This window comes from Microbacterium sp. NPDC089987 (assembly GCF_044748505.1).
Classification (GTDB): Bacteria; Actinomycetota; Actinomycetes; order Actinomycetales; family Microbacteriaceae; genus Microbacterium.
This window is the reverse complement of record NZ_JBIVGE010000003.1, coordinates 1-26,201: the sequence shown is the minus strand read 5'-3', so window position 1 is coordinate 26,201 and position 26,201 is coordinate 1. Positions and strand designations below refer to the sequence as shown.

Genomic DNA, 26,201 nt, shown 5'->3' with positions numbered 1-26,201 from the left:
CACGTCATTTGAGACGACCCTCAGGCCCGACTACTCTGATCTCTCGTGCCCGCTCGGGCCGCACTCACCCCCTTCGAAGGACGACATGAACGACTTCGCACAGTCCCCCTCGCTGATCCTGCTGCCCGCGGTCGATGTGGCCGGCGGCAAGGCGGTGCGCCTGACGCAGGGCGAGGCCGGCACCGAGACGAGCTACGGCGACCCCGTCGACGCGGCCGGCGAGTTCGTCGACGCCGGCGCGCAGTGGATCCACCTCGTCGACCTCGACGCGGCCTTCGGGCGCGGCAGCAACACCGCGATCCTGCGCAAGGTCATCAAGCAGTACCGCGGCGTGAGCATCGAGCTCTCCGGCGGCATCCGCGACGACGCGAGCCTGGACGCAGCCCTCGAGGCCGGTGCGACGCGCATCAACCTCGGCACCGCCGCCCTGGAGAACCCGGAGTGGTCGGCCGACGTCATCAGCCGCTACGGCGAGGCGATCGCCGTCGGGCTCGACGTGCGCGGCACCACGCTCGCCGCCCGCGGCTGGACGAAGGAGGGCGGCGACATCTGGGACGTGCTCGAGCGCCTCGAAGAGGCGAACTGCAGCCGCTACGTCGTCACCGACGTCACCAAGGACGGCACCCTGCGCGGACCGAACCTCGAACTCCTCCGCGAGACCACCTCGCGCACCCCGAAGCCCGTGATCGCCTCGGGTGGCGTCGCGACGCTCGACGACATCGCGGCGCTGCGCGAGCTCGTACCGCTCGGCGTCGAGGGCGCCATCGTGGGCAAGGCCCTGTATGCCGGTCAGTTCACCCTCGCCGAGGCGCTGGATGTCGCCGGCGACTGACGACGCCTGCGACCACGGGCACGAGAACCCCGGCGACTCGGCCGGCGTTCCGTGGGCGGGTCGCAGCTTCGAGGCGAACCCGCACGCCGCCGACGACGGCTCCGCCGACCCCGCGCTGCTCGCCGCGCTGCTGCGCTTCCGCAGCGGCGAGGGCTCTCAGGTCGAGGTGGTCGATGCGTTCCGTGACGCGCGCGTGCTCGTGCCGCTGATCGCCGAGAAGGGCGCCCTTCGGCAGGCTCAGGAACCCATTTCAGAGGTGACAGGACTGACGGTCGACAAGACGCAGGAGCTCTCGATCGTCACGGTCGCCGCCCCAGACGGCCGTCGCGTGCAGCCGGTGTTCTCCTCGGTCGACACGATGCGCCGCTGGGATGCCGCTGCTCGGCCGATCCCCGTCGAGGCGATCCGCGTGGCGCTGTCGGCGTCGAGCGAGCAGACGGATCTGATCGTGCTCGACCCGGCATCCGAGACCGAGTTCGTCCTCCGCCGGCCGGCTGTCTGGGCGATCGCGCAGGCGCAGCGGTGGGAGCCGAGCCACCTCTCGCCCGAGGTGTTCACCGCGCTGCGGGAGAGCATCGCGCACGAGCTGGCGGTCATCGACGTGTCGGTCGCTGCGGGGGATCCGGATGCCCGGATGCGCGGTCCGGAGCTCATCGTCACCCTCGAGCTGATCGACGGCCTGGAACGCGAGACCCTCGACGCTGTGCTGGCACGGCTCGCGCAGCGCTGGGCGGCCGATGACCGCATGGCCGTGCTCGTCGACTCGCTCACGGTGAAGCTCACCCGCTCGACGGGCTGAGCGGGTCAGTTGACCGGACCCGTCCACTTCTCGCCCGGCCCCTTGCCGATCGGGTCGGGGATCACGGACGCCTCGCGGAACGCCAGCTGAAGCGAGCGCAGGCCATCGCGCAGCGAGCGGGCGTGCATGTCGCTGATCTCGGGTGCTCCTGCGGTGATGAGACCGGCGAGGGTGTTGATGAGCTTGCGTGCCTCGTCGAGGTCGGTCTGCTGCTCAGGGGAGTCGGCAAGACCGACCTTCACGGCCGCGGCGCTCATCAGGTGCACGGCGGTGGTCGTGATCACCTCGACGGCGGGCACATCCGCGATGTCCCGGGTCGCAGCACTCGCGGCGTGCTCCTGCTGCTCCCAGCGATCGTGGCGGTCATCGTGGTGCTCGGCAGGAATCGTCACTTCGGCATGCTTTCTGGTAGACTTCTGCGGGCTTCGGAGTGTCATGCTCCGATACGAAAGAGGATTCTTATCCCACCCGCGCTTGCCGTTCCAGGCTACCGGGTTCAGCACCCCGCCGGTTCCGGTGGAAAGGGTGTCACAAGCCGGTGTGTCTGATCGCGCCGGCGGGTGGGGAGAACTCCGATTTCGCCCGAGACGCGACCCGCGTCCCGGTGGCCGAGAACCCACGTCTTAGGAGCTCCGCATCAGCGATCCCCGTACCAATGAGCGCATCCGCGTCCCCGAGGTCCGCCTCGTCGGTCCCGCGGGTGAGCAGATCGGCGTTGTCCGCATCGAGGCAGCACTGCGTCTGGCCCAGGAGGCAGATCTCGACCTCGTCGAGGTTGCCCCCAACTCCAAGCCGCCCGTGGTCAAGATCATGGACTACGGCAAGTTCAAGTACGAGGCCGCGCAGAAGGCCAAGGAAGCGCGCCGCAACCAGGCGAACACCATCCTCAAAGAGGTCCGCTTCCGTCTGAAGATCGAAGCTCACGACTACACGACCAAGCTCAAGCGCGCCGAGGGCTTCCTCAAAGCCGGCGACAAGGTCAAGGCGATGATCCTGTTCCGCGGTCGCGAGCAGTCGCGTCCCGAGCAGGGCGTGCGCCTGCTGCGCAAGTTCGCCGAGGACGTCGCCGAACTGGGCACCGTGGAATCGAACCCCACCATCGACGGTCGCAACATGGTCATGGTCGTGGCTCCGCTGAAGAACAAGTCGGAGGCCAAGGCCGAGCAGAATGCGGTCCGCACTGCGAACAAGCAGGCCGCGCGCGACGCGAAGAGCGGGTCGGAGTCCGACCCGACCGACGAGTCCGAGGCGTAAGCCGCCCCCAAAGCTCCCGCTTCCGAGCGGGTACCCACCGTCGCCCGCCAGGGCGCCACACGAAGGAAGAGAAGATGCCGAAGCAGAAGACCCACTCGGGTGCGAAGAAGCGCTTCAAGATCACCGGCAGCGGAAAGCTGAAGAAGCAGCAGGCCGGCATGCGCCACAACCTCGAGGTCAAGTCGAGCCGGCGCACTCGTCGCCTGAACCAGGACCAGGTCCTCTCCAAGGCCGACACCAAGGTCGCGAAGAAGCTTCTCGGTCGCTGAGCGCCCGAACGTACGAATAGGAACACGAAAATGGCAAGAGTCAAGCGCGCAGTCAACGCGCAGAAGAAGCGTCGCGTCATCCTCGAGCGCGCGTCCGGTTACCGTGGCCAGCGTTCGCGCCTGTACCGCAAGGCGAAGGAGCAGGTCACCCACTCGCTCGTCTACGCGTACCGCGACCGTCGCAAGCGCAAGGGCGACTTCCGCCGTCTGTGGATCCAGCGCATCAACGCCGCTGCCCGCCAGAACGGCATCACGTACAACCGCTTCATCCAGGGCCTCGGCCTCGCGGGCGTGCAGGTCGACCGTCGCATGCTGGCCGACCTGGCCGTGACCGACGCCGGCACGTTCACCGCCCTCGTCGAGGTCGCCAAGAACGCTCTGCCCTCGGACGTCAACGCGCCGAAGGCCGCTGCCTGATCCGAGTGGTCTGCACGGGCGTCTCCCCTCGGGGAGGCGCCCGTTTCGCCTTCCCCGGCCCCGATAGACTGGGCCTGTGCTCGAGAACCCCCGCTCTCCCCGCGTCCGTGCCGTGGCCAAGCTGACCAAGCGCAGCGCAAGGGTCGAGACCGGCCTGTTCCTGCTCGAGGGTCCACAGTCGGTGCGCGAGGCGCTGCAGTACCTGCCCGAGGCGATCATCGAGCTGTTCGCGACTCCCACCGCATGGGAGAAGCACGCCGACGTGCGCGCCCTCGCCGATGAGCACGAGATCGAGGTCGAGTACGTCACCGAGGCGGTGCTCGCCGCCATGGCCGACACCGTGACCCCGCAGGGGCTCATCGCGGTCACTCGCCAGACCCCGACCTCGGTCAAGGACATCTTCGCGGCCTCGCCGAAGCTCATCGCGATCTGCGAGGAGGTGCGCGACCCCGGCAACCTCGGCACCATCATCCGCGCCGCGGATGCGGCAGGGGCGGATGCGGTGGTGCTCACCGGTCGCACCGTCGACCCGTACAACCCCAAGGTCGTGCGCTCGACGACCGGCTCTCTGTTCCATCTGCCGGTCTCCGTCGGGGGAGACCTCGACGATGTGATCCGCCGGGCGCACGCAGCCGGGATGAACGTCGTCGCAGCCGATGTGAAGGGCGACGATCTTCTCGCTGCCCGCGCCGAGGGCTTTCTCGCCCAGCCGACGGCCTGGCTGTTCGGCAACGAGGCGCGCGGACTCGAGGACGACGCGCTGTCGCAGACCGACCGTGCGCTGCGCCTGCCGATCTTCGGCCGCGCGGAGTCCCTCAACCTCGCCACCGCCGCCAGCGTCTGCCTCTACGAGTCGGCCTTCGCGCAGCGCGCGGCGGACTGAGCCGCCCGCCTCGGGCTGGGGAACGCGGCCGGACGCCGATCACGAATCGGTAAACGGGCGTGGGGCCGCGGCATCGGACGATGGCTCTGCCCTAGTCTGTGATTCATGGCAGAGCGCAATGACGCCCTCGTGGTGGTCGAGAACGTCCAGAAGCACTACGGCGAGTTCCACGCCCTCAAGGACGTCGACCTGACGGTCGACCGGGGCGAGGTGGTCGTCGTCATCGGTCCCTCCGGCTCGGGCAAGTCGACGCTGTGCCGCACGATCAACCGTCTCGAGACGATCACGAGCGGCGAGATCCGCATCGACGGCAAGACCCTTCCCGCCGAGGGCAAGGGCCTCGCGAAGCTGCGTGCCGAGGTGGGCATGGTCTTCCAGTCGTTCAACCTCTTCGCGCACCTCACCATCCTCGAGAACGTGACCCTCGGTCCGATCAAGGTGCTCGGCAAGAGCAAGGCCGAGGCCGAGAAGGAGGCCATGGCGCTGCTGGAGCGCGTCGGCGTCGCGCAGCAGGCATCCAAGCTGCCCGCGCAGCTCTCCGGCGGCCAGCAACAACGCGTCGCGATCGCACGCGCCCTCGCCATGCATCCGAAGGTGATGCTCTTCGACGAGCCGACCAGCGCGCTCGATCCCGAGATGATCAACGAGGTCCTCGACGTGATGGTCGAGCTCGCCAAGGAGGGCATGACGATGATCGTCGTGACCCACGAGATGGGCTTCGCGCGCAAGGCCGCGAACCGTGTGGTCTTCATGGCCGACGGGCAGATCGTCGAGGAGGCGACGCCCGAGGAGTTCTTCACCAACCCGAAGAGCCCCCGCGCCAAGGACTTCCTCTCGAAGCTCCTCACCCACTGACCCTCACCGATACGCACCACAGCACAGAAGGAGACGCACATGCGACGCACACGAGCTCTCGCAGGGATCGGAATCGCCACGGCGGCGCTGCTCGCCCTCACCGGCTGCAACAGCGGCAGCCCCAGCAACCCGGGAGGCGGCGACGCCGGAGACAGTGGCGACAAGCCGCTGTTCGAGGTCGCGAAGGACGTCAAGCTCGACGGCAGCCCCACGTTCGACAAGATCGAGAAGGCCGGCAAGGTCACCATCGGCGTCAAGGAGGACCAGCCGGGTCTCGGATACCTCGACGCCACGTCGGGGGAGCGCAGCGGCTTCGACGTCGACATCGCCCGCTGGATCGCCGCTTCGCTCGGCTACGGCGAGGACAAGATCGAGTTCAAGCCGATCGCCTCGGCGAACCGCGAGCAGGCGATCGTGAACGGCGACGTGGACTACTACGTCGGCACCTACTCGATCAACGACAAGCGCAAGGAGCAGATCGACTTCGCCGGTCCCTACTTCATCACCGGGCAGGGCCTGCTGATCCGCAAGGACGACCCCGAGGCCGACAAGCTCGAGGACTTCAACGGCAAGACCGTGTGCTCTGCGACCGGCTCCACGCCGATCCAGAACATCAAGGAGAACTTCAAGGAGATCAAGACGCAGGAGTACGACCTCTACTCCGCGTGCGTGCAGGACCTCATCGACGGCAAGGTCGACGCGGTCACCACCGACCAGGCCATCCTGATCGGCTACGCCGCGCAGTACCCGGACGAGGTCAAGGTCACCGGCGGCCTCTTCACCGAAGAGCGCTACGGCGTCGGCCTGACCAAGGGCGATGATGCGCTGCGCACGCACATCAACGACCTCTTCACCGAGAACAACGACATCTGGCAGGCCATCTTCGACAAGAACCTGGGCAAGTCGGGCATCAAGGTCGAGCAGCCGAAGGTCGACGCGTACTGATCACCTCTCGGGGCGGCCCTGACAGGGCCGCCCCGAACACCTCCTGAGAAGGGAAGACGGCGTGGACGTCATCTTCGGAAACCTCGACCTGTGGGGCGAGGCGATCGGGAACACCCTGCTGGTGTTCTTCATCGGCGGTCTCATCGCGCTCGTGCTCGGCGTCATCGTGGGCGCGATGCGCGTCTCGCCCGTGCCGATCGCGCGTGCCGTCGGCACCGCGTACGTGAACATCATCCGCAACACCCCTCTCACGCTGGTCTTCTTCTTCTTCGTGTTCGGCTATCCGCAGCTGGGGCTTCCCCGGCTGTCGAACACCGTGCTCGGCATCCTCGCCATCGGCATCTACACCGCCACCTACGTCGCCGAGGTGCTGCGCGCCGGCATCAACACGGTTCCCGTCGGGCAGGCCGAGGCCGCACGCGCGATCGGGCTTCCGTTCGGCCAGGTGATGACAGTGGTGGTGCTGCCGCAGGCGTTCCGCTCCGTCGTCCCGCCGATGATGAGCGTGTTCATCGCGCTGCTGAAGAACACCACCGTCGCCGCGGGCTTCTCGATCAGCGAGCTCGCCGCCCTGCGCGCGCGCGTCAACGACTCCGCGGAGCGGCCGGGCAACCCGATGGAGGTCCTGCTCTGGGTCGCCGTCGTGTTCGTCATCCTCGTGCTCGCGATGAGCGCGGTGCAGCGCCACCTCGAGAACAAGTGGAGGATCGCACGATGACCTCAGTGCTCTACGACGTCCCCGGTCCCCGGGCGATCGTCCGCAACCGCGTCCTCGCCGTGGTCACCATCCTCGTCGTGCTCGGCGCGATCGGCTTCGTGGCATACCGGATGTACACCACCGGTCAGTTCGAAGCGCAGAAGTGGTACGTCTTCACCTTCTCGAACGTGTGGGCGGGCATCCTCGGTGCGCTGGGCAAGACCCTCGGCGCTTTCGCCCTCGCGGCCGTGCTCAGCCTGATCCTCGGCTTCGCCCTCGCCATCGGCCGCCTCTCCGATCACGCCTGGGTGCGCATCCCGGTCGGCGTGATCATCGAGCTGTTCCGCGCTGTGCCGGTGCTCGTGTTCATGATGCTGCTGTACTACGGGCTCCCCGTGGTCGGCATCGACATGGAGCCGTACTGGGCGGTCGTCATCGGCCTCATGGTCTACAACGGCTCGGTGCTCGCCGAGGCGCTGCGCGCCGGCATCGAATCACTGCCCAAGGGGCAGAAGGAGGCCGGGTACGCGATCGGCCTCCGCAAGAGCGGCGTGATGCGCCTCATCCTGCTGCCGCAGGCGGTGCGCGCGATGCTGCCCGTGATCGTCGCGCAGCTGGTGGTCACCCTCAAGGACACCGCGCTCGGCTTCATCATCACCTACCCCGAGCTGCTGTATTACGCGAAGCTGCTCAGCTCGCAGCAGGGTCGCCCGATCCTGCAGTCGGCGTTCGTGATCGGCGGCATCTACATCGCGCTCTGCCTGATCCTCGCCGGCGTGGCGAAGTGGGTCGAGGTGCGCACGCGTCACTCCGCGAAGCTCAAGGGCTACACCCCGGATGCCGGCGGCGACCCCCGCATCCACGGCGAGTCGACGGTGACCGAGGTCATCGCCATGCAGCGCGGCGCCGGCAAGTTCGATCCCGGCTCGGGCATGCCGCCCACCCAGATCTGACAGAAGAGCGAAGGCGCCCCCGTCCGGGGCGCCTTCATCCGTTCCGGGCCGTCTCAGCCGGCGATGATGGCCGCGTACGCCTCGTCGAACCGGCGCCGCAGGTCGTCGTAGTACTCCCGCTGCCCGGCATCCGGCTCGGTGCGAGCGGTCTGCGGGATGATCGCCAGCGGATGCTCGGGCTGCAGCACCGACAGGGCGATGGCGGCGGCTCCGCGCATCGTGACGCGCTTCACCTTGACCACCTGCACGGGGAACCCGAGCGCCTGCGCGACCACCGACATCAGCGAGGGGAAGGCGCCGGTGACGCCGCCCGAGGCGATCACGCGCTCGATGCCAGGGCTCACCTCGTGCAGCTGCTCGAACACCCGCTGGTACGAGACGGCGATGCCCTCGGCCGCGCCGCGCCACAGCTCGCGCGGCCCCGAGGCGGATGACACCCCGGTCAGTGCGGCACGCGCGCTGCCCGCCCATCCGGTGGCCCGCTCGCCGGTGAGGAAAGGGAGCATGAGCGGCGTGCTGTCCTCGGGTGCGGCGCGCAGCAGCTCGTCGATCTCCTCGTACGAGAGGGGAGCGAGCGTGGCCTGCAGCCAGAGCGTCACGCGTCCGACATCGTTGAGCGCACCGCCGACGATCGACTGCGTGCGGGAGATGCGGTAGGCCCACAGTCCCGAGGGCAGCACATCGGGTGTCCCGTCGACGATCACGCGGATCGCACCCGACGTGGCCGCTGACAGGGCGGCGGTGTCCGGCGCTGACGCGCCCACCCCGACGTTCGACGCGTATCCGTCCGGCACCGCAGGGAACCATGCCGCGCCCTCGAGGGCCGGCCAGCGCCGCGCGACGTCGGGGGAGACCGCGGTGATCGGCTCGTCGGGGTCGACGATCGGCGCGAAGCGCGACCGGTCGACGCCCACCGCGGCGAGCAGCTCGTCGTCGAGCTCGCAGGTGTGCCGGTTGAGGATGCCCGCCCACGCCATCGTCGATGTGGCCGCGCCCTCGATGCCGGCCAGCTTCGCGTACACGTACTCGCCGAGGGAGAGGAACTTCGCCGTGCGGGCGAAGACGTCGGGATGCTCGTCCTGCAGCCACAGCAGGCGCGGCGGGTGGTAGCTGGTGTGCAGTCGTGCGCCGATGCGCTGGTGCACCTCGGCCTCGTCCAGGCGCGCGCGCAGCTGAGCCAGATGCCCCGCGGAACGGGAATCCGCGTAGGTGTAGCACGGCGTCAGGGCATCGCCGTGGGCGTCGACGCACACCAGCGAGGAGGCGAACGTGTCCATCACCACCGCGCGGATGAGCCCGGGCTCGATGCCGTCCACCACCTGGCCGATCACGTCGGCCACCTCGGCGACGATCAGATCGGCATCGATCTCGGCGGTGCCGTCCGACTCTTCGACGAACAGATGGTCGGCCTTGGCGATGCGCTTCTTGATCGGTCGGGCGTAGGCGTCGTACAGGCTGCAGCGGGTGGAGCCCGAGCCGATGTCGATCGCCAGCACGTACGGCGCGGGCGCAGAGACCAGGGTGATGGCCTGCGTGGTGGGCAGTTCGTTCGCGGTCATCGTCCATCCCGTCGCGCTCGTCGGTCGCCGTCGTTGGCGATCCTATCGGCGGGCGGGTCGGCATCCGGGGCGCCGGTAGACTCTTCTCTCGTGTCAGACTCGCCCGCAGCACCCCAGATCACACCCGAGGCGGTGGAGGTCGCCGTCGACGCCGCGCTCGTCGCGATCGGCGCCGCAGCCGACACGGCAGAGCTGAAGGCGGCACGCGCCTCGCACGTCGCCGAGGGCTCTCCGCTTGCCGTGCTGAACGCGTCGATGCGTCAGGTCGCCCCCGAGCACAAGGCCGCGTTCGGCAAGCTGATCGGGCAGGGCCGGGGCCGCGTGACCCAGGCCCTCGCCGCCAAGGAGACCGAGCTCGCCGAGGCCGAAACGGCCGCTCGACTCGAGGCGGAGCGCGTCGACATCACGGCGATCGCGTCGCGCTCGCGCGTCGGCGCGCGCCACCCTCTGCCGCTCATGCAGGAGCAGATCAGCGACATCTTCGTCGGCATGGGGTGGGAGGTCGCAGAGGGGCCCGAGCTCGAGCACGAGTGGTTCAACTTCGACGCGCTCAACTTCGACGAGGATCACCCAGCCCGCCAGGAGCAGGACACCTTCTACGTCGACCCGACGTCGCGCCACCTCGTGATGCGCACGCACACCAGCCCCGTGCAGGTGCGCTCCATGCTCGACCGCGAGCTGCCGATCTACGTGCTCTGCCCCGGGCGTGTGTACCGCACCGACGAGTTCGACGCGACCCACCTGCCGGTGTTCACCCAGGTGGAGGGGCTCGTCATCGACAAGGGCATCACGATGGCGCACCTCAAGGGCACGCTCGACCACCTCGCCCGGCAGCTGTTCGGCGCCGAGGCGAAGACGCGGCTGCGCACCAACTACTTCCCGTTCACCGAGCCGTCCGCGGAATTCGATCTCTGGCACCCCACCTTCACCGGCGGCGCGCGCTGGATCGAGTGGGGCGGCTGCGGCATGGTCAACCCGAACGTGCTGCGCGCGGCGGGCATCGACCCCGAGGTGTACAGCGGGTTCGCCTTCGGCATCGGCGTCGAGCGCGCCCTGATGTTCCGCAGCGACGTGAAGGACATGCGCGACATGGCAGAGGGCGATGTGCGCTTCAGCGAGCAGTTCGGGATGGTGGTGTGATGCGCGTTCCGATCTCCTGGCTGCGCGAGTACGTCGATGTGGCAGCCGATGCCACGGCCGAGGACGTGCTGGCCGCGTTCGTGTCGGTCGGCTTCGAAGAGGAGGACATCCACCGCTTCGAGATCTCCGGCCCTGTCGTGGTCGGGCAGGTGCTGTCGATCGAGCCCGAGCCGCAGAAGAACGGCAAGACGATCAACTGGTGCCAGGTCGATGTAGGCGAGGCCGAGCCCAGGGGCATCGTCTGCGGCGCGCACAACTTCGTCGTCGGCGACAAGGTCGTGGTGAGCCTGCCCGGTGCGGTGCTGCCCGGTCCTTTCCCGATCTCGGCCCGCAAGACCTACGGTCATGTCTCCGACGGCATGATCGCCTCGGCGCGTGAGCTGGGTCTCGGCGACGAGCACGACGGCATCATCGTGCTCTCGACCCTCGGTCTCGACCCGAAGGTCGGGGCGGATGCCATCGCTCTGCTGCACCTCGACGACTTCGCCGTCGACGTGAATGTGACGCCCGACCGCGGTTACGCGTTCTCGCTGCGCGGTCTGGCCCGCGAGTACTCGCACGCCACCGGCGGAGAGTTCCGCGATCCTGCCGAGCGCGACTTCGCACAGCTGCAGCCCGGATCCGGATTCGAGATCCGCGTCGACGATCAGGCGCCCATCCGCGGTGCGGTCGGCGCCACCGAGTTCGTCGTGCGCGTCGTGCGCGACGTCGACCCGTCCCGCCCCACTCCGCCGTGGATGATCGCACGGCTGAGCCTGGCGGGGATGCGCTCGCTCGGCGTGCTGATCGACATCACCAACTACGTGATGCTCGAGCTCGGCAACCCGATCCACGGGTACGACCTCGACAGGCTGCAGGGCGGCATCGTCGTGCGCCGTGCGGTCGAGGGCGAGCGGATGACCACGCTCGACGGACAGGATCGCGCCCTGCACGTCGAGGACCTGCTGATCACCGACGGGTCAGGTCCCATCGGCCTCGCCGGTGTCATGGGCGGCGGCACCACCGAGATGAGCGGCGAGACCCGCAACGTGCTCATCGAGGCGGCCACCTTCGATCCCGTCACCATCGCCCGCACGGCTCGCCGGCACAAGCTGCCCAGCGAGGCGTCGAAGCGCTTCGAGCGCGGCGTCGACCCGCTGATTCCGTTCGTAGCCGCACGGCGGGTGGCAGACCTCATGGTCGAGCTCGCAGGTGGAACGCTGACCGATGAGGGCGGTGCGCTCTACGCCGAGGTCGAGATCGCCGGAATCGACCTGCCCCGCGGGTTCACCGAGGGCGTCGTGGGCGTCGACTACACCGACGAGGAGATCGTCGGCGCCCTCGAGATGATCGGCGCCGAGGTGCGCCCTTCGGCCGGCTCAGGCACCCCGTCACAGGGCTGGTTCGTCATCCCGCCGAGCTGGCGACGCGACCTGACCGACAAGTGGACGCTCGTCGAGGAGGTCGCCCGCATCCATGGGCTCGACCGCATCCCCTCGATCCTGCCGACCCCGCCGTCCGGCCGCGGGTACACCGCGCTGCAGATCGCGCGCACCCGAGTGGCGGACGCGCTCGCCGCGGCCGGCTTCGTCGAGACGCCGTCGTTCCCGTTCACCACGGAGGAGCAGAACGATCTGCACGGCTCGGCGAGCGGGGCGCACCTGCCCAGCATCCGTCTGGCCAACGCTCTCGACGGCCAGGCGCCGTTCCTGCGCCGGTCGCTGATCCCGGGACTGCTCCAGACCGCGCACCGCAACATCTCACGCGGACTCGTCGACCTGGCGCTGTTCGAGGTCGGCTCGGTGTTCACGCCCGAGGAGGGCGTCGCGTACGGCACCGACTTCGTGCCGCCACTGGGCCGGCGTCCGTCTGATGAGACGCTCGCCGAGCTCGACGCGTCGATTCCGCCGCAGCCGCGTCTCGTCTCGGCGCTGCTGACCGGCAACATCACGCCCCGGCAGCCGGGGCGCGCCGCCGAGCACGTCGATCTCTCCGACGCGCTCGATGCGGTCCGAGTGATCGCGGTTGCCGCCGGCGTCGAGATCGATGTCGAGCAGACGCAGCGTGCGGCGCTGCACCCGGGCCGCGCCGGCGTGCTGAGCGTGAACGGCGAGCAGGTCGGCTATGTCGGCGAACTGCACCCGCAGGTGTCGGCCGACGCCGATCTTCCCGGACGCGCGTACGTGCTGGAGCTCGATCTCGACCGCGTGCTCACCCTCGCCGGTCACCGGGTCGTGGCCGAGTCGCTGTCGACCTTCCCCGCCGCGACGCAGGACGTCTCGCTCGTGGTGGGCATGGAGGTGCCGGCATCCGAGGTCCGCACCGCGCTCATCGAGGGCGCAGGCGAGCTGCTCGAGTCGGCGCGCCTCGTCGACGACTACCGCGGCGAGGGGCTGGGCGAGGGGCAGAAGAGCCTCAGCTTCGCGCTGCGCTTCCGGGCATCCGACCGCACGCTCACCGCGGCCGAGGCGACCGAGGCGAAGCTCGCCGGCGTCGCCGTCGCCACCGAGCGCTTCGGTGCGAGCATCCGCGACTGATTGCACCCAGAGCAGCCCTCCTGAGCCGACCGGCGCAGGAGGGCTGCTCTGCGTTCCGGTCTGCCCTGTGTTCCCTCTGCGCTGTGTTCCGTCTGCTCTGAGCGGAATCCCTTCCGCTCACACGGTGCCGGTGCTGTCATTGCGGCATGACCCAGGTGCTCGTGCTCGGCGGAACAGGATGGCTCTCGGGGCGGATCGCGCAGCGGTGGCGGGATGCCGGTGCCGCCGTGACCTGTCTCGCACGCGGAGAGCGCCCGGCGCCGGCCGGCACGGTGCTGCTCCGCGGCGATCGCGATGACCCTGGGGTCTACGATCGGCTCGCCGAGCAGCGCTGGAACGAGGTCGTCGACATCTCCTCCCGCGCTGACCACGTCGCCGCGGCCGTCGCCGCACTCGGCGACCGAGCCGATCACTGGACGTACGTGTCGTCGATGTCGGTGTACTCCGACGACACGACCAAGGGACTCGACGAGTCGGGCATCCGGCATCCGCCCGCCCAGCCCGGTGACGAGTACCAATACGGCGCGCAGAAGGTCGCGGCGGAGGACGCCGTGATGACGCTCGCAGACCGGGCGCTCATCGTGCGGCCCGGACTCATCGTGGGCGAGGGGGACCCCAGCGACCGGTTCGGCTACTGGGCGGCGGCCTTCGCGCGCGCGGGCATCGACCCCGTGCTGGTCCCGGAGCTGGCCGCACGCGCGGTGCAGGTGATCGACGTCGATGACCTCGCCGCCTTCCTCACCGCCGAGCGGCGGCGGGGGATCGTGAACGCGATCGGCGACGTGCATCCGCTGGCCGAGGTGCTCAGCCGCATCCGAGCCGCGGCCGGACACAGCGGAGAGCTTCTGGAGGCGGGCGATGGGTGGCTCGAGGCGCACGGCGTGCAGTACTGGATGGGGGAGAGGTCGTTGCCGCTCTGGCTGCCCGCCGACATGCCCGGCTTCATGCGCCGTGACAACTCCGCATACCGCGCGGCCGGAGGGGCGATCCGCCCGCTCGAGGAGACGATCCGCGTCGTCCTCGACGACGAGCGCGCCCGCGGCCTGATCGGGAGCGCCGCGCAGGACTCAGCCGGGAAGACGAACGCGCGCTCATCGACCAGCTGACATCGCCCTGACATCCGAGGTGCAGGTCCTGCGATCGGCGGCATCCCTCTCCGCCGAGACGTGGCGGATTTGCGGATGCCGCGCCCGCGGCGCTACTGTCGCGGCATGCCCTCGGTCGCACAGCTCTCGCAGACGCTCATCTTCAGCGTCGCTCCTGTGCGCCGACGCCGCGGCGGCCGCCGACTCTAGGCGACCCCGCGCTCTCCGCCCTTCGACAAGCTCAGGGACCTATATCGGAGGGAGCCGGCGTCGCCGCCCCGGCCCGTCCATCGCTCGCACCCCGCGTCATCCTCGGGGCCGACCGAGCACCGACCGTTAAGGTAGAAGCATGACGTACTCCGTCGCCGTCTCCGGCGCATCCGGCTATGCGGGAGGCGAGATCCTGCGGCTTCTCGCCGCCCATCCCGACATCGAGATCCGCACCGTGACCGCGCATTCCAACGCGGGTCAGCCGCTCATCGAGCACCAGCCGCACCTCCGATCCCTCGCACATCTGACGCTGCAGGACACCACTCCCGAGATCCTCTCCGGGCACGACATCGTCTTCCTCGCGCTGCCGCACGGCCAGTCCGGCCAGTACACGGATGCCCTGCAGGACGCGCCGCTGGTGATCGACGCGGGCGCCGACCACCGCCTCGCCTCGCGAGACGCCTGGGATGCCTTCTACGGCGGCACCTTCCACGAGGCATGGACCTACGGCGTGCCCGAGCTGCTGGTGGACGGGCGGAAGCAGCGCGAGAACCTCCGCGGAGCGAACCGCATCGCCGCCCCGGGCTGCAACGCCTCCACCGTGAGCCTGAGCCTCGCCCCAGGCGTCGCGGCCGGCGTGATCGACCCGTCAGACATCGTCAGCATGCTCGCCGTCGGCCCCTCGGGCGCCGGCAAGAGCCTGAAGACCAACCTCCTCGGCAGCGAGATCCTCGGCACCGCCAACCCGTACGCGGTCGGCGGCTCGCACCGGCATATCCCCGAGATCCGGCAGGCGCTCGCCGCGGCGTCCCCTTCGGCGGGCTCAGGGACCGGTCATGAGGACATCCGCATCTCGTTCACCCCCGTCATCGTCCCGATGGCCAGGGGCATCCTCGCCACCTCGAGCGCGCCGATCGCCCAAGGAGTCTCAGACGCTGAGATCCGCGACGCGTGGCAGAGCGCCTACGGCGACGAGACATTCGTCCACCTGCTTCCCGAAGGCCACTTCCCCCGCACCGCCGACGTGCTCGGCGCGAACACCGCGCTGATGGGCCTCGCGATCGACAGGGCCGCGAACCGGGTGATCGTCGTCACCGCCGTCGACAACCTCGTCAAGGGGACGGCCGGCGCCGCCGTGCAGTCCATGAACATCGCGCTCGGCCTGCCAGAAGGTCGCGCCCTCACTGTGAACGGAGTCGCGCCGTGAGTGTCACCGCACCCCAGGGATTCGAAGCGTCCGGAGTCGCCGCAGGCCTGAAGAGCACCGGCAAGCCCGACGTCGCCGTGGTCGTCAACCGCGGCCCCCGCAAGATCGGCGCCGCTGTCTTCACCACCAACCGCGCCAAGGCCAACCCGATCATCTGGTCGCAGCAGGTCATCGCCGATCGCGTGGTCGAGGCGGTCGTGCTCAACTCCGGGGGAGCGAACTGCTTCACCGGCGCCTTCGGCTTCCAGACCACCCACCTCACCGCCGAGAAGGCAGCCGAACTGCTCGATGTCAGCGCCGGTGACGTGCTGGTGTGCTCGACCGGGCTCATCGGCACCGGCGACGAGGTGTTCCGCGACAAGGTGCTCGACGGCGTCGAGCGCGGCATCGCCGCACTCAGCTCCGACGGCGGCGACGACGCGGCGGCCGCCATCATGACGACCGACAGTGTGCCGAAGATCGCGGTCGTCAGCCGCGACGGCTGGACGATCGGCGGCATGGCCAAGGGCGCGGGCATGCTCGCCCCGGGACTCGCGACCATGCTCGTCGTCATCACCACCGACGCCGACCTCGAGGCATCCGAAGCCGACGCGGCACTGCGCAGGGCGACCGCCGTCAGCTTCGACCGGCTCGACTCGGACGGATGCATGTCCACCAACGATCAGGTCACGCTGCTCGCGAATGCCGCCAGCGGCATCCGTCCCGATCTGGACGATTTCGCCGCCGCGCTCACGGAGCTCTGCCGGGATCTCGCCGAGCAGCTGCAGGCGGATGCGGAAGGCGCGAGCCACAGCATCGCCATCGAGGTGAGGAACGCCGTCACCGAGACCGAGGCCGTCGAGGTCGGCCGGTCGGTTGCACGGAACAACCTCTTCAAAGCGGCGATCTTCGGCAACGATCCGAACTGGGGCCGAGTTCTCGCCGCGATCGGCACCACCTCCGCCCAGTTCGACCCGTACGACGTCGACGTCTCGATGAACGGCGTGCGCGTGTGCACCGCCGGCGGCCCGGATCGACCGCGCGAGGAGGTCGACCTGACACCGCGCGAGGTGCATATCGAGATCGACCTGAAGCTGGGCGACGCCACCGCCACCATCCTCACCAACGACCTGACCCACGACTACGTGCACGAGAACAGCGCCTACGCCTCATGACCGACATCCACGACACCCGGCCCGAAGAGGCGGCCGTCAAGGCCGGCACCCTCATCGAATCCCTGCCGTGGCTGAAGAAGTTCCGCGACCAGATCGTCGTCGTGAAGTACGGCGGCAATGCGATGGTCTCGGACGAGCTGCAGGAGGCGTTCGCGCAGGACATCGCGTACCTGCGCTATGTCGGTGTTCAGCCCGTCGTCGTGCACGGCGGCGGCCCGCAGATCTCGAACATGCTCGACCGACTCGCGATCCCGAGCGAGTTCAAGGGCGGCTACCGGGTCACCAACACCGAGGCGATCAGCGTGGTCCGCATGGTGCTCACCGGCCAGGTGAACCCCCAGCTGGTCGCGAAGATCAACTCGCACGGGCCCATCGCGACCGGGCTCAGCGGAGAGGACGCGGGTCTGTTCGGCGGTCGTCGTCGTGGCGTCGTGATCGACGGCGAAGAGGTCGACCTCGGTCGCGTCGGCGACGTCGTGCAGGTCGACCCGACCCCGGTGCTGGACCACCTCGCCTCCGGGCGCATTCCGGTCGTCTCCTCGATCGCCCCCGACCTCGACCACCCCGGGCAGTCGCTCAACGTCAACGCGGATGCCGCGGCATCCGCCCTCGCCGTCGCGCTCGACGCGCGCAAGCTGGTGATCCTCACAGATGTGCCAGGGCTCTACGTTGACTGGCCCAACCGCGACTCACTCGTCTCGCATCTCACATCCAGCTCGCTGGCCGAGATGCTTCCGACGCTCGAGTCGGGGATGATCCCGAAGATGCGAGCCTGCCTCGATGCCGTCGAGGGCGGCGTCGACGCCGCCGCCATCATCGACGGACGGGTGCCGCATTCGGTGCTGGTCGAGCTGTTCACAAGCAAGGGAATCGGCACGGAGGTGGTCAAGGATGCCTGATTGGAACGATGACGCGGCACGCGATCTGATGAGTCTGGGCGGGCGCCTGGCGCTGCTGACCAGGGGTGACGGCTCGTGGGTATGGGACGCCGATGAGAACCGCTACCTCGACTTCCTCGGTGGCATCGCGGTGAACTGCCTCGGGCACGCCCACCCCGTCTTCGTCGACGCCGTCTCGCGGCAGGCCGCGACGCTGTCGCACGTGTCGAACTACTTCGCCTCGCCTGCTCAGCTCGAGATCGCCGCGCGACTCAAGCGCCTGGCCGGCACAGGTGAGCAGGGCCGCGTGTACCTGGCCAACTCCGGCGCCGAGGCGAACGAGACCGCGATCAAGCTGTCGCGTCTGCACGGCGCGCGCTTCACCGAGACCGAGGGCAGAGCCCGCACGACGATCCTCGTGGTCGAGGGCGCCTTCCACGGGCGCACGATGGGCACGCTGTCGCTGACGCCGAAGGCCGCGTACCGCGACCCCTTCCAGCCCGCGATCCCCGATGTGGTGACCGTCGAGCGCTCCGTCGAGAGCCTCGAGTCGGCATTCGCGTCACAGGCCGTCGCGGCGTTGATCGTCGAGCCGATCCAGGGCGAGGCGGGCGTCGTCGAGCTCCCGGCCGGATTCCTCGTGCGTGCTCGCGAGCTCGCCACCGAGAACGACGCGCTGCTGATCCTCGACGAGGTGCAGACCGGGTCCGGACGCACGGGGGAGTGGTTCGCCTTCCAGCGCGAGGGCATCACGCCGGATGCGGTGACCGTGGCCAAGAGCATCGGGGCGGGCTTCCCGCTCGGCGCGCTCATCACATTCGGAGCGGCCGGCGACCTGTTCTATCCCGGAACCCACAACTCGACGTTCGGCGGCAACCCGCTCGCGAGCGCCGTCGCCAACGCCGTGCTCGGCTACATCGAGAGCGAGAACCTGCTCGAGAACGTCACCGCGCGAGGAGCACAGCTGCGCGATGCGGTGACGTCGCTGCCGCTGGTCGACCGCACCTCGGGAGCAGGCCTGCTCATCGGCATCCACCTCACCGCACCGGTCGCCGCCGACGTCCGCGCGGCCGCACACGAGCGCGGACTCATCGTCAACGCGCCCACGGCCGACATCATCCGCATCGCCCCCGCCTACACGATCGGCGACGACGAGGTCGACGAGTTCGTCACGCGCTTCGGCGCCGCGCTCGCGGCCGTCGCAGAGACCGCGCAGGCACAGACCGCAACGACCCTCTCGGAGGCCTCCGCATGACCCGCCACCTGCTGCGCGACGACGACCTGACCCCCGCCGAGCAGGCGGAGATCCTCGACCTCGCGCTCGAGCTGAAGAAGGACCGCTGGGCGAGCAAGGCCCTGGCCGGCCCGCAGACGGTCGCGGTGATCTTCGACAAGTCCTCCACTCGCACCCGCGTCTCGTTCGCCGTGGGCATCGCCGATCTCGGCGGATCGCCGCTGATCATCTCGACCGCGAACAGCCAGCTCGGCGGCAAGGAGACCCCCTCCGACACCGCCCGTGTGCTCGAGCGCCAGGTGGCGGCCATCGTGTGGCGCACCTACGCCCAGTCGGGGCTCGAGGAGATGGCGCGCGGCACCCGGGTTCCCGTCGTCAATGCACTCTCCGACGACTTCCACCCCTGCCAGCTGCTGGCCGACCTGCTCACGATTCGCGAGCACAAGGGAGACCTCAAGGGTCTCACCCTGTCGTTCTTCGGCGACGGACGCAGCAACATGGCGCACTCCTACGCGCTCGCCGGAGTGACCGCCGGGATGCACGTGCGCATCGCCTCGCCCGCGGCTTACGCTCCTCGCGCTGACGTGGTCGCTGCGGCCGAGGCCCGTGCGGCCGAGACCGGCGGCTCGATCACCCTGGTCTCCGACCGGCGCGAGGCGTCCGTCGGCGCTGACGTCGTCGTCACCGACACCTGGGTGTCGATGGGCAAGGAGGAGGAGAAGATCGAGCGTCTGCGCGATCTCGGCGGGTACAAGGTCACGACAGAGGTCATGTCGCAGGCCGCACCGGATGCCATCTTCATCCACTGCCTGCCCGCGGATCGCGGCTACGAGGTCGACTCCGAGGTCATCGACGGCCCGCAGAGTGTCGTCTGGGACGAGGCGGAGAACCGTCTGCACGCCCAGAAGGCGCTGCTCGTGTGGCTGCTCGGCAAGCAGGAGACGGCAGCGTGAGCGGCAACGGCACGAACGACGGCGCACTCTGGGGCGCGCGCTTCGCCGGCGGTCCCTCGCCGGAGCTCGCCGAGCTGAGCCGCTCGACGCACTTCGACTGGATTCTCGCCCCGTACGACATCGCGGGGTCCCACGCGCACGCGACCGCTCTGCAGGCGGCGGGCTACCTCGAAGCCGACGAAGCACGCATCATGCACGAGGGACTCGACGCTCTCGCGGCGCGGATCGCAGATGGCACCCTGCTGCCCGATCCGGGTGACGAGGACGTGCACGGAGCGCTCGAGAAGGCGCTCATCGCCGAGGTCGGTGCCGAGGTGGGGGGCCGGCTGCGCGCCGGTCGCAGCCGCAACGACCAGATCGCCACCCTCGTGCGCATGTACCTCATCGACCACGCCCGGGTCATCGCCAAGCACCTGCTGCGCGTGATCGACGCACTGGTCGCGCAGGCCGAGGCGCACCCCGGCGCCATCCTGCCGGGACGCACGCACCTGCAGCACGCACAGCCGGTGCTGCTCGCCCATCACCTGCAGGCGCACGCCTGGCCTCTGGTGCGCGAGCTCGAGCGGCTCGTCGACTGGCGGCGCCGCGCCGGAGTCTCGCCGTACGGCGGGGGAGCGCTCGCCGGCTCGACGCTCGGCCTCGACCCTGCTCTCGTGGCACGCGAGCTCGGGCTCGACCGCCCGGCCGAGAACTCGCTCGACGGCACCTCGGCCCGCGATGTGGTGGCCGAGTTCGCGTTCATCGCCGCGATGACCGGCATCGACCTGTCGCGTCTGAGCGAGGAGATCATCCTCTGGAACACCCGGGAGTTCGGCTTCGTCACGCTCGACGACGCGTATTCGACCGGGTCGAGCATCATGCCGCAGAAGAAGAACCCCGACATCGCCGAGCTCGCGCGCGGCAAGTCGGGCAGGTTGATCGGCAACCTGTCCGGGCTGCTCGCCACGCTCAAGGGTCTGCCGCTGGCCTACAACCGCGACCTGCAGGAGGACAAGGAGCCGGTCTTCGACTCGGTGCAGACGCTCGAAGTGGTGCTGCCCGCGTTCGCCGGCATGGTCGCCACGCTGCGCTTCGACACGGAGCGGATGGCGGCGCTCGCGCCGCAGGGCTTCTCGCTGGCGACGGATGTCGCGGAGTGGCTGGTCAAGCGCCGCGTGCCGTTCCGGGATGCGCACGAGATCTCGGGCGCGCTGGTGCGCGCCTGCGAGGAGCGCGGCATCGGACTCGAGGATGCGGATGAGGTGCTGCTTAATTCGGTGTCGGAGCATCTGACTGCCGAGGTGCGAGAGGTGCTGTCCATCGAGGGATCGGTGGCGTCGCGCTCGGGCGTCGGGGGCACCGCACCGGATCGCGTGACCGAGCAGCGGGCCGAGCTCGTAGCACGCGCACAGGCTGCCGCTCACGCCCTGGGATTGTGATCGCCGCGATCTCCGGAACTGATAACCGCGGAATATGAGCGATCTGCTTATTATCGTGCGATATCAGTGATACCCTAATGCCATGGTGATCGCAGTCACGGCCGACATCATCGGATCCCGGCAGCTGGATGACCGCATCGAAGCACAGCAGCACTTCGACGCGGCGATCGCTCGGGCGCAGCAGGACCTTCCCCTGGCTGCGCAGCCGCTCCGCCCGACGGTCGGCGATGAGCAGCAGGGCATCTACCCGACGCTCGACGCCGCACTGGCCTCTCTGCTGCTGATCCGTCTCGCACTGCCGGACGGAGTGGAGTTCCGCTTCGGAATCGGCGTCGGTGATGTGGGCCGCATCCCCTCGACGGCATCGAAGGACGGTATCTCCGAGGGACCGGGTTGGTGGGCCGCGCGCAGCGCCATCGAGCATGTGCAGGCGCTGCAGAAGCGCGCGGCGCCCGAGGCCCGCACCTGGATCGTCGTGCACGAGAGTGTACAGATGCCTCTCGAGCAGGTGCGGTGGGCGAACGCGTATCTGCTGGCTCGGGATGAACTCGTCGGCGGGATGCGGGAGCGCTTGCGCCGGCTGACCTACGGCCGCTGCCTCGGCCGCACTCAGCGCGAGCTCGCCGCAGAGGAGGGGGTCACGCAGTCGGCGGTGTCGCAGGCGCTGACGGCCGCGGGCTCGGCAGCGGTGGTCGAGGGATTCCGGCTGCTCGAGCTCAACCCAGGCTGAGGCGCAGGATCAGGCCGATCGCCCCTGCCCAGAGCAGGCTGGCGAGGGTGCCGATGATGAAGCGCTCCCTCGCTTCGGCCTCGCCCAGCTCGGGGAAGCGGCCGATGCCCTTCACAGCGATGATCGCGGCGATCGCCTCCGGGAACCCCACGGCGATCGCCAGCACGGTGCAGATCCGCTCGAGGTAGCCGATCACGGTTCCTCCCCGCATGAGGGTCCGCACGTCCGCGGGATCTGCGTGCTGCGCGGCGACGATGAGGATGCCGCCGTCCGGGGTCTCGCGCACGCGCTTGCCGGTGGCGATGTCCAGCGCCCGTCGAGTGAACGGGTTGCCTCCGAGAGTCGCGGCGCCGATCCCGATCACCGTCATCGGCACCCCGATCGCCGGCATCGCGATCGGGTGGACGACGATCACGATCGTCACCGCAGCGACGAGCAGGACGGCGCACACCGCCATCGTCGCCGTCGAGGGCGTGCGCACGCCGAGCAGCGAGAGCACGAGCACGATGACCAGCACGATCAGGATGATCGAGGCGAGCACGGCGGAGGTGAGCGGATCGACCGGCGACATGCCGACAGCATCCCACGGGCATCCGACACCCGACGGGACGGTGCGCGTGTCGTGCGCTGATAGCCTGGAACGCGTGTCGAATCCCGCTCTGACGACCGCCCCGGTGGCGCTCGACCCCACGTTCGAGAACGTGTGGGACGAGCTGCTGTGGCGCGGCCTCGTCCACGTGTCCACCGATCAGGAGGCGCTGCGCGCCCTTCTCGCCGGGGACCCGATCACGTATTACTGCGGATTCGACCCGACCGCGCCGAGCCTGCACCTGGGCAACCTCGTGCAGCTGCTCACGCTGCGCCGCATCCAGCTCGCGGGGCACAAGCCGCTCGGCCTCGTCGGCGGCTCGACCGGCCTGATCGGCGACCCGCGCCCCACGGCCGAGCGCACGCTCAACACGCGCGAGACCGTCGAGGAGTGGGTGCAGCGCCTGCGCGCACAGGTCGAGCGCTTCCTCAGCTTCGAGGGCGAGAACGCCGCCCGCATGGTGAACAACCTCGACTGGACGGCGCCGATGAGCGCCATCGACTTCCTGCGCGAAATCGGAAAGCACTACCGCGTCGGCACGATGCTCAAGAAGGACGCTGTGGCAGCGCGTCTGAACTCGGATGCCGGCATCAGCTACACCGAGTTCAGCTACCAGATCCTGCAGGGCATGGACTTCCTCGAGCTGTACCGCTCCTACGACTGCGTGCTGCAGACCGGCGGCAGCGACCAGTGGGGCAACCTCACCAGCGGCACGGATCTCATCCACCGCGTCGAGGGCGCCTCCGCGCACGCCATCGGCACCCCGCTGATCACCAACAGCGACGGCACGAAGTTCGGCAAGAGCGAGGGCAATGCGGTCTGGCTCGACGCCGACATGTGCAGCCCGTACCGGATGTACCAGTTCTGGCTCAGCACCGCCGACGCCGACGTGATCGAACGGCTCAAGGTCTTCACCTTCCTGACCCGCGCCGAGATCGAGGAGTACGCCGCTCTCGTCGAGAGCGAGCCGTTCCGACGAGCGGCGCAGAAGCGCCTCGCGCTCGAGGTCTGCACCACCGTGCACGGCGCCGAGGCGACGGCCGCGGTGATCGCGGCGTCGGAGGCGCTGTTCGGGCAGGGTGACCTGAGCGAGCTCGATGCGGCGACCCTGCGCACGGCACTCGACGAGCTGCCGAATGCCACGGTGCCGACCGGAGCATCCGTCGTCGATGCGCTGGTCGCGACCGGCCTGGTCACCAGCGCATCCGAGGCGCGACGGGCGATCACGCAGGGCGGCGTCACACTCGACGGCGCGAAGGTCGTCGATCATGAGACCACCGTTCAGGGCACGCTGCCCGGCGGCGTCTCCGTGCTGCGCCGCGGCAAGAAGACCCTCGCGGGCGTCTTCATCGGCTGAGCATGCCCTTCACTCCGAGCCATGCGGTGATCGCGCTGCCGTTCGCGCGATCACCGCTGGTTCCGGCTGCGATCGCGATCGGTGCGATGACGCCGGATCTGCCGCTGTTCCTGCGCGGGGCGGGACTCTCGTACGGTTTCACGCACGGCTGGTCGAACATCGTGTGGACGACTCTCGTCGCCTTCGTGCTGCTGCTGGTCTGGCGGGTGGTGCTTCGTCCGGCATCCGTCGAGCTGGCCCCGGATGCCATCGCCGATCGTCTTCCGGCTGACTGGCGACGCACTGGCGCTGACGCAGCGATCGAGCTGGTCGCTCCGCGCGAGCGCTTCGGCTATCCGCTGCTGCTGGTGATCTCGCTGATGCTCGGGGTACTCTCGCACATCGGCTGGGACCTCTTCACCCACGAGGGACGCTGGGGCGTGGAGGCGATTCCCGCGCTGCAGCAGATGTGGGGACCACTCGCGGGTTACAAGTGGCTGCAGCACGGATCGAGTGTGGTCGGACTGCTGGTCATCGGCGTCTTCGCCCTGATCTGGCTGCGCCGCCGGCCGGTCGAGCGCCTCCCGCGGATGCTGCCGGCGTGGGCCCGGTGGATCTGGATGCTGAGCCTGCCGGCGATCCTCATCGCCGCGTGGGTCGTCGGGCTGCTCGCGTTCGGTCCTCTCGACGCGTCGTTCACCGTGCAGCATCTGGCCTACCGGGTGCTGCCGCCGGCGTGCGGACTGTGGGGCGCGGCCACGCTCGTGCTGTCGCTGGGTATCGTGGTCGCCTCTGCGCGGCGTCGGAGATGACCCAGACGCGGGACTGACGCTCGGCCTCGCTCATGTCGCGTCGTGCCACGGAGGGCGCTCACCACTCCGGAGTGTCGCCGCCCCACGGACGGGCCGGACGGAAGCGCGCGGGTGCACCAGGCCACAGCACCGCGGGTGCCACGGTCGTCACCCGTCGACCCGCCACCTCGAATTCCTGAGTTCGCGCCTCGTACTCATCCGCAGGCGCGGGGACGGGCCGCCGTGGCATCCCGAGCAGCTCCGCCGCGACGCGCCGCAGGGAGGCGCGCACCAGCCAGCCGCCGCCGACCTCCGCACGGCGTCGCAGGGCCGTGATCACCGCGGCGGCAAGCAGATAGCCGGCGGAGTGATCCAGCGCCTGCGCGGGGAGCGCGCCTGGCGACGCACCGTCAGCGGACTCGATCCACGAGATCCCGGACTCCGCCTGCACGAGACTGTCGAACCCGCGCGGCGAGTCATCGCCAGGCCACGCGCTCAGCTGGGCGATGACGAGATGCGGATGCCGTCGAGCGAGGTCTGCAGGCGAGAGCCCCAGACGTGCAAGCGCGGAAGGGTGGTATCCGAGCGCGACGACGTCCGCATCTGCGAGCAGGCTCTCGACACGCGCCGACTCGGCACCGACGTCGAGCAGTGCGGTGCGCTTGCCGTGGCCGGTGTCCAGGTGCTGCCACTCCGGTTCCGGGAGGTGAGGCGGGTCGAGTCGCAGCACGTCTGCTCCCGCGAAGGCGAGCGTGCGGGTGGCGACCGGACCGGCGATCACGCGGGTGAGGTCGAGGACGCGCACGCCCGAGAGGGGAGCGGTCGCTGAAAGGAGCGGCAGCGGACGCGCGGGGGAGTCCGCCACGCGACGCGTCTCGACGAGCGGATGCCGCCGCAGCATCGCGTCGCGCTGCGGATCCTCTCGGCGCACCGTGACGCACAGCCCGCCCGCGGCGGTGATCCCGTGGGCGGCCACGTCGGACGCCATGGTCGCCAGCCTGCTCGAGATGTCCTCGGGCGAAGCGTGGAGAGGCACCCGAAGCGCTGCCGTGAGCGCGGAGGCGTGATGCGGGTAATTGCCATGCGTGCGAACCCAGCCATCGGCCGTCCGCCAGACAGCGGCGACCATACGTCGGGCACTTCGCCGTCGATGCGGAGCTCCCTGTCGGTGCGATAGGCAGCGGCGATCTGGCCGGGATCCGGCGGCAGGAAGTCGTCGGGGGAGAGCGCCCGGCCCACGGCGCACACACTGCGCCAGGCCAGCTCGCCCACCGCCAGCCGGGAGGGCAGCGGCACGGGGTGCGAAGGCTCCATCTGCTGCATGAGCAGACACTACGCCGGAACAGCCTGATCATCCGCGTATTCACGGGCAGACGGTGGTGTGCGACACGCCCGGGGGTGGGTGGTGATTTGCGGGGTGTGGGGGATCGGCGTAACTTATTACTTGTTCGCCCCAAGCGGTTGAGCGGAAGGCCTGAAGGGCCTGGCTCCCCTCCA

General features: G+C 69.3%; 26 protein-coding genes. 22 read left to right on the top strand and 4 right to left on the bottom strand.

What is annotated here, in order from left to right; genetic code table 11:
• Nucleotides 1-85: 85 nt before the first annotated feature.
• Nucleotides 86-832 (top strand): bifunctional 1-(5-phosphoribosyl)-5-((5-phosphoribosylamino)methylideneamino)imidazole-4-carboxamide isomerase/phosphoribosylanthranilate isomerase PriA, encoded by a 747-nt coding sequence (gene priA / locus ACIPV2_RS12970; protein ID WP_400841892.1) that lies wholly within the window; start codon nucleotides 86-88, stop codon nucleotides 830-832.
• A complete protein-coding gene (locus ACIPV2_RS12965) occupies nucleotides 816-1,631 on the top strand; it encodes an SseB family protein (protein WP_400841890.1) in 816 nt (271 codons plus the stop codon). The genes priA and ACIPV2_RS12965 overlap by 17 nt, the downstream gene beginning before the upstream one ends.
• A gap of 5 nt (nucleotides 1,632-1,636) precedes the next feature.
• On the opposite strand, the gene ACIPV2_RS12960 is transcribed toward ACIPV2_RS12965, so the two are convergent.
• On the bottom strand, nucleotides 1,637-2,068 hold the full coding sequence (locus tag ACIPV2_RS12960) for a DUF1844 domain-containing protein (RefSeq protein ID WP_101188252.1): 432 nt from the start codon (nucleotides 2,066-2,068) through the stop codon (nucleotides 1,637-1,639).
• 199 nt (nucleotides 2,069-2,267) lie between these two features.
• Between ACIPV2_RS12960 and infC the strand changes: the two genes are divergently transcribed.
• The 8 genes from infC to ACIPV2_RS12920 all read left to right on the top strand — a co-directional run bounded on the left by infC (nucleotide 2,268) and on the right by ACIPV2_RS12920 (nucleotide 7,904).
• Complete coding sequence (gene infC, locus ACIPV2_RS12955; RefSeq protein WP_101188251.1) at nucleotides 2,268-2,885, top strand: translation initiation factor IF-3; 618 nt, start codon at nucleotides 2,268-2,270, stop codon at nucleotides 2,883-2,885.
• 74 nt (nucleotides 2,886-2,959) lie between these two features.
• The gene (gene rpmI, locus ACIPV2_RS12950; RefSeq protein ID WP_071643619.1) at nucleotides 2,960-3,154 is read left to right on the top strand and encodes a 50S ribosomal protein L35; all 195 of its coding nucleotides are present in this window, start codon (nucleotides 2,960-2,962) and stop codon (nucleotides 3,152-3,154) included.
• A 30-nt stretch (nucleotides 3,155-3,184) separates the two neighbouring features.
• Entirely contained in the window at nucleotides 3,185-3,571 is a 387-nt protein-coding gene (gene rplT, locus ACIPV2_RS12945) for a 50S ribosomal protein L20 (protein ID WP_071643620.1), read from the top strand.
• A 76-nt stretch (nucleotides 3,572-3,647) separates the two neighbouring features.
• Entirely contained in the window at nucleotides 3,648-4,454 is an 807-nt protein-coding gene (locus ACIPV2_RS12940) for a TrmH family RNA methyltransferase (protein ID WP_400841887.1), read from the top strand.
• A 105-nt stretch (nucleotides 4,455-4,559) separates the two neighbouring features.
• Nucleotides 4,560-5,309 (top strand): amino acid ABC transporter ATP-binding protein, encoded by a 750-nt coding sequence (locus ACIPV2_RS12935; RefSeq protein ID WP_101188249.1) that lies wholly within the window; start codon nucleotides 4,560-4,562, stop codon nucleotides 5,307-5,309.
• Between the two features lie 39 nt (nucleotides 5,310-5,348).
• Nucleotides 5,349-6,254, top strand: coding sequence for a glutamate ABC transporter substrate-binding protein (locus ACIPV2_RS12930; RefSeq protein WP_400841884.1), 906 nt, complete (start codon nucleotides 5,349-5,351; stop codon nucleotides 6,252-6,254).
• Nucleotides 6,255-6,315: 61 nt separating this feature from the next.
• Nucleotides 6,316-6,972 carry an amino acid ABC transporter permease gene (locus tag ACIPV2_RS12925; RefSeq protein WP_400841882.1) on the top strand — a complete coding sequence of 219 codons (657 nt, stop codon included), beginning with the start codon at nucleotides 6,316-6,318 and terminating at the stop codon, nucleotides 6,970-6,972.
• Nucleotides 6,969-7,904, top strand: coding sequence for an amino acid ABC transporter permease (locus tag ACIPV2_RS12920; RefSeq protein WP_400841880.1), 936 nt, complete (start codon nucleotides 6,969-6,971; stop codon nucleotides 7,902-7,904). Before ACIPV2_RS12925 ends, ACIPV2_RS12920 begins: the two co-directional genes overlap by 4 nt.
• Before the next feature lie 53 nt (nucleotides 7,905-7,957).
• On the opposite strand, the gene ACIPV2_RS12915 is transcribed toward ACIPV2_RS12920, so the two are convergent.
• Nucleotides 7,958-9,463 carry a gluconokinase gene (locus tag ACIPV2_RS12915; protein ID WP_400841878.1) on the bottom strand — a complete coding sequence of 502 codons (1,506 nt, stop codon included), beginning with the start codon at nucleotides 9,461-9,463 and terminating at the stop codon, nucleotides 7,958-7,960.
• Nucleotides 9,464-9,553: 90 nt separating this feature from the next.
• Here ACIPV2_RS12915 and pheS point away from each other — a divergent pair, with 90 nt between their 5' ends.
• The 10 genes from pheS to ACIPV2_RS12865 all read left to right on the top strand — a co-directional run bounded on the left by pheS (nucleotide 9,554) and on the right by ACIPV2_RS12865 (nucleotide 21,988).
• Nucleotides 9,554-10,603, top strand: a complete 1,050-nt coding sequence (pheS, locus tag ACIPV2_RS12910; RefSeq protein ID WP_400841876.1) for a phenylalanine--tRNA ligase subunit alpha — start codon at nucleotides 9,554-9,556, stop codon at nucleotides 10,601-10,603.
• A complete protein-coding gene (gene pheT, locus ACIPV2_RS12905) occupies nucleotides 10,603-13,119 on the top strand; it encodes a phenylalanine--tRNA ligase subunit beta (RefSeq protein WP_400841874.1) in 2,517 nt (838 codons plus the stop codon). Before pheS ends, pheT begins: the two co-directional genes overlap by 1 nt.
• Nucleotides 13,120-13,265: 146 nt before the next feature.
• Nucleotides 13,266-14,225: a reductase gene (locus ACIPV2_RS12900; RefSeq protein WP_400841872.1), complete on the top strand. Its 960-nt coding sequence runs from the start codon at nucleotides 13,266-13,268 to the stop codon at nucleotides 14,223-14,225.
• 328 nt (nucleotides 14,226-14,553) lie between these two features.
• Nucleotides 14,554-15,621: an N-acetyl-gamma-glutamyl-phosphate reductase gene (argC, locus tag ACIPV2_RS12895; protein ID WP_400841870.1), complete on the top strand. Its 1,068-nt coding sequence runs from the start codon at nucleotides 14,554-14,556 to the stop codon at nucleotides 15,619-15,621.
• Nucleotides 15,618-16,775, top strand: coding sequence for a bifunctional glutamate N-acetyltransferase/amino-acid acetyltransferase ArgJ (argJ, locus tag ACIPV2_RS12890; protein ID WP_400841868.1), 1,158 nt, complete (start codon nucleotides 15,618-15,620; stop codon nucleotides 16,773-16,775). Before argC ends, argJ begins: the two co-directional genes overlap by 4 nt.
• Complete coding sequence (argB, locus tag ACIPV2_RS12885; RefSeq protein ID WP_400841866.1) at nucleotides 16,772-17,674, top strand: acetylglutamate kinase; 903 nt, start codon at nucleotides 16,772-16,774, stop codon at nucleotides 17,672-17,674. The genes argJ and argB overlap by 4 nt, the downstream gene beginning before the upstream one ends.
• Nucleotides 17,667-18,908 (top strand): acetylornithine transaminase, encoded by a 1,242-nt coding sequence (locus ACIPV2_RS12880; protein WP_400841864.1) that lies wholly within the window; start codon nucleotides 17,667-17,669, stop codon nucleotides 18,906-18,908. The genes argB and ACIPV2_RS12880 overlap by 8 nt, the downstream gene beginning before the upstream one ends.
• Nucleotides 18,905-19,840 (top strand): ornithine carbamoyltransferase, encoded by a 936-nt coding sequence (argF, locus tag ACIPV2_RS12875; RefSeq protein WP_400841862.1) that lies wholly within the window; start codon nucleotides 18,905-18,907, stop codon nucleotides 19,838-19,840. The genes ACIPV2_RS12880 and argF overlap by 4 nt, the downstream gene beginning before the upstream one ends.
• On the top strand, nucleotides 19,837-21,258 hold the full coding sequence (argH, locus tag ACIPV2_RS12870; RefSeq protein ID WP_400841860.1) for an argininosuccinate lyase: 1,422 nt from the start codon (nucleotides 19,837-19,839) through the stop codon (nucleotides 21,256-21,258). Before argF ends, argH begins: the two co-directional genes overlap by 4 nt.
• Before the next feature lie 82 nt (nucleotides 21,259-21,340).
• Nucleotides 21,341-21,988, top strand: coding sequence for a SatD family protein (locus ACIPV2_RS12865; RefSeq protein WP_400841858.1), 648 nt, complete (start codon nucleotides 21,341-21,343; stop codon nucleotides 21,986-21,988).
• On the opposite strand, the gene ACIPV2_RS12860 is transcribed toward ACIPV2_RS12865, so the two are convergent.
• Nucleotides 21,975-22,559, bottom strand: a complete 585-nt coding sequence (locus tag ACIPV2_RS12860) for a hypothetical protein (protein WP_400841856.1) — start codon at nucleotides 22,557-22,559, stop codon at nucleotides 21,975-21,977. The two genes, ACIPV2_RS12865 and ACIPV2_RS12860, sit on opposite strands and share 14 nt — an antisense overlap.
• Before the next feature lie 73 nt (nucleotides 22,560-22,632).
• Here ACIPV2_RS12860 and tyrS point away from each other — a divergent pair, with 73 nt between their 5' ends.
• Nucleotides 22,633-23,934 carry a tyrosine--tRNA ligase gene (tyrS, locus tag ACIPV2_RS12855; protein WP_400841854.1) on the top strand — a complete coding sequence of 434 codons (1,302 nt, stop codon included), beginning with the start codon at nucleotides 22,633-22,635 and terminating at the stop codon, nucleotides 23,932-23,934.
• 2 nt (nucleotides 23,935-23,936) lie between these two features.
• Nucleotides 23,937-24,725 (top strand): DUF4184 family protein, encoded by a 789-nt coding sequence (locus ACIPV2_RS12850; protein ID WP_400841852.1) that lies wholly within the window; start codon nucleotides 23,937-23,939, stop codon nucleotides 24,723-24,725.
• Between the two features lie 58 nt (nucleotides 24,726-24,783).
• On the opposite strand, the gene ACIPV2_RS12845 is transcribed toward ACIPV2_RS12850, so the two are convergent.
• A complete protein-coding gene (locus ACIPV2_RS12845; RefSeq protein ID WP_400841850.1) occupies nucleotides 24,784-25,692 on the bottom strand; it encodes a CoA transferase in 909 nt (302 codons plus the stop codon).
• Between the last annotated feature and the right edge of the window lie 509 nt (nucleotides 25,693-26,201).

Bases quoted from the DNA above. Each gene is read 5' to 3' on its own strand.
- pheT (WP_400841874.1), top strand. From the start codon at position 10,603: ATGCGCGTTCCGATCTCCTGGCTGCGCGAGTACGTCGATGTGGCAGCC.
- ACIPV2_RS12960 (WP_101188252.1), bottom strand. From the start codon at position 2,068: ATGACACTCCGAAGCCCGCAGAAGTCTACCAGAAAGCATGCCGAAGTG.
- ACIPV2_RS12845 (WP_400841850.1), bottom strand. From the start codon at position 25,692: ATGGCGTCCGACGTGGCCGCCCACGGGATCACCGCCGCGGGCGGGCTG.
- ACIPV2_RS12920 (WP_400841880.1), top strand. From the start codon at position 6,969: ATGACCTCAGTGCTCTACGACGTCCCCGGTCCCCGGGCGATCGTCCGC.
- ACIPV2_RS12865 (WP_400841858.1), top strand. From the start codon at position 21,341: ATGGTGATCGCAGTCACGGCCGACATCATCGGATCCCGGCAGCTGGAT.
- ACIPV2_RS12900 (WP_400841872.1), top strand. From the start codon at position 13,266: ATGACCCAGGTGCTCGTGCTCGGCGGAACAGGATGGCTCTCGGGGCGG.
- ACIPV2_RS12915 (WP_400841878.1), bottom strand. From the start codon at position 9,463: ATGACCGCGAACGAACTGCCCACCACGCAGGCCATCACCCTGGTCTCT.
- argF (WP_400841862.1), top strand. From the start codon at position 18,905: ATGACCCGCCACCTGCTGCGCGACGACGACCTGACCCCCGCCGAGCAG.
- rplT (WP_071643620.1), top strand. From the start codon at position 3,185: ATGGCAAGAGTCAAGCGCGCAGTCAACGCGCAGAAGAAGCGTCGCGTC.
- rpmI (WP_071643619.1), top strand. From the start codon at position 2,960: ATGCCGAAGCAGAAGACCCACTCGGGTGCGAAGAAGCGCTTCAAGATC.
- ACIPV2_RS12935 (WP_101188249.1), top strand. From the start codon at position 4,560: ATGGCAGAGCGCAATGACGCCCTCGTGGTGGTCGAGAACGTCCAGAAG.
- argB (WP_400841866.1), top strand. From the start codon at position 16,772: ATGACCGACATCCACGACACCCGGCCCGAAGAGGCGGCCGTCAAGGCC.
- ACIPV2_RS12850 (WP_400841852.1), top strand. From the start codon at position 23,937: ATGCCCTTCACTCCGAGCCATGCGGTGATCGCGCTGCCGTTCGCGCGA.
- ACIPV2_RS12860 (WP_400841856.1), bottom strand. From the start codon at position 22,559: ATGTCGCCGGTCGATCCGCTCACCTCCGCCGTGCTCGCCTCGATCATC.
- ACIPV2_RS12880 (WP_400841864.1), top strand. From the start codon at position 17,667: ATGCCTGATTGGAACGATGACGCGGCACGCGATCTGATGAGTCTGGGC.
- priA (WP_400841892.1), top strand. From the start codon at position 86: ATGAACGACTTCGCACAGTCCCCCTCGCTGATCCTGCTGCCCGCGGTC.
- ACIPV2_RS12965 (WP_400841890.1), top strand. From the start codon at position 816: ATGTCGCCGGCGACTGACGACGCCTGCGACCACGGGCACGAGAACCCC.
- ACIPV2_RS12930 (WP_400841884.1), top strand. From the start codon at position 5,349: ATGCGACGCACACGAGCTCTCGCAGGGATCGGAATCGCCACGGCGGCG.
- argC (WP_400841870.1), top strand. From the start codon at position 14,554: ATGACGTACTCCGTCGCCGTCTCCGGCGCATCCGGCTATGCGGGAGGC.